This is a genomic window from Sphaerisporangium sp. NPDC004334 (assembly GCF_053602655.1).
On record NZ_JBSGDZ010000084.1, the window covers coordinates 1 to 1,867 of the forward strand.

At 70.6% G+C, this 1,867-nt stretch carries 1 protein-coding gene and 2 pseudogenes; all 3 read left to right on the forward strand.

What is annotated here, in order from left to right:
* A pseudogene (locus tag ACWEN6_RS40840) lies at nucleotides 1-330 on the forward strand (sugar ABC transporter substrate-binding protein); the annotation flags it as partial.
* A gap of 14 nt (nucleotides 331-344) precedes the next feature.
* Entirely contained in the window at nucleotides 345-1,529 is a 1,185-nt protein-coding gene (locus ACWEN6_RS40845) for a Gfo/Idh/MocA family protein (RefSeq protein WP_452577590.1), read from the forward strand.
* A 93-nt stretch (nucleotides 1,530-1,622) separates the two neighbouring features.
* Nucleotides 1,623-1,867: pseudogene (locus tag ACWEN6_RS40850) on the forward strand (sugar phosphate isomerase/epimerase); the annotation flags it as partial.

A 1,867-nucleotide genomic window follows, 5' to 3' on the forward strand; every position in this document is an offset into this window, starting at 1 on the left:
GACGCGATCTGGAACCACGACGACGACCAGGGCATCGGTGTGCTGGCGGCGGTGAAGGAGGCCGGGCGCAACGAGTTCTTCATGGTGGGCGGCGCTGGGTCGGCGAACGCGATGCGCGACATCGCGGCTGACAGCGGTGTGCTGAAGGCGACGGTGACCTACAGCCCGACGATGGCGGCTTCGGCGATCAAGCTGGCGCGGCTCATCGCCCAGGGCAAGGGTCTGAGCGACCTGGTCGAGCAGCAGGTGCCGCAGTCGATCACGCTGACGTCGGAGACCGTCACCAAGGACAACGCGCAGAAGTATCTGCCGCTCGGATTCGAATCCTGATTCGGGGGTTTTTCGTGACTGACACCAGGGCCGCACTCGGGGTCGGCATGGTCGGGTACGCGTTCATGGGGCGCGTGCACTCCCAGGCATGGCGCAGTGTGGGGGCGTTCTTCGACCTGCCGGTGACCCCGGTCATGGCCGCGCTGTCCGGTCGTTCCGGCGACCGCACGGCCGCCGCCGCCGCGAGCCTCGGCTGGGCCGCGGTCGAGACCGACTGGAAGGACCTCGTCGCGCGGGACGACGTGCAGATCGTCGACATCTGCACGCCCGGCGACTCCCACGCCGAGATCGCCATCGCCGCGCTGGAGGCGGGCAAGCACGTACTGTGCGAGAAGCCGCTGGCCAACACCGTGGCCGAGGCCGAGGCGATGGTCGCGGCCGCCGAGCGCGCGGCGGCGCGGGGCGTGCGCAGCATGGTGGCCTTCAACTACCGGCGGGTCCCGGCCGTCGCGCTGGCCCGCCAGTGGGTCGCCGAAGGGCGGCTCGGGCGACTGCGGCACGTCCGCGCCCAGTACCTCCAGGACTGGATCGTCGACCCGCAGTTCCCGCTGGTGTGGCGGTTGCAGAAGGACAAGGCGGGGTCGGGCGCGCTGGGCGACATCGGCTCCCACATCGTGGACACCGCCCAGTACATCACCGGGCAGAGCCTGACGGGCGTGTCGGCCATCACCGAGACCTTCGTCAAGGAGCGCCCGCTGGCCGAGGAGTCGGCCGGGCTCGCCGCGGACGCCTCCGAGGGCGCCGGGGAGACCGGCACGGTCACCGTCGACGACGCGGCCCTGTTCCTCGGCCGGTTCTCCGGCGGCGCCGTGGGGTCGTTCGAGGCGACCCGTTTCGCCAGTGGGCGCAAGAACGCGATGCGCATCGAGGTGAACGGGGAGCTCGGGAGCCTCGCCTTCGACTTCGAGTCGATGAACGAGCTGTGGTTCCACGATCACACGCTGGCGGCGGAGGAGGCGGGGTTCCGGCGGGTGCTGGTCACCGAGTCCGGGCATCCGTACGCGGGTGCCTGGTGGCCGCCGGGGCACGGGCTCGGCTACGAGCACACCTTCACCCACGAGGTGAAGGACTTCCTGGAGGCCATCGGCGAGGGCACCGACCCGGCTCCCTCGTTCGCCGACGGCCTGCGGGTGCAGCGGGTGCTGGAGGCGGTCGCCGACAGCGCCGCCAACGACAGCCGCTGGACCCCCATCCCCTGACGGCCCACGTGCGCGCCGCGCGGGCGGATCCGGGGACGGGACCGTCCGCGCGGCGCGGGCCTGAGCATTCCGACACCGAGAAGGAGAGCGGACATGACGCGACCGATCACGTTGTTCACCGGCCAGTGGGCCGATCTGCCGTTCGAGGAGGTGTGCCGTCTGGCCGGGGAGTGGGGGTATGACGGCCTGGAGATCGCGTGCTGGGGGGATCATTTCGAGGTCGACAAGGCGCTGGCGGATGACTCCTACATTCCGCGCAAGCTGGAGGTGCTGGACAAGCACGGGCTGAAGGTGTGGACGATCTCCAGTCACCTGGTGGGGCAGGCGGTGTGCGACAG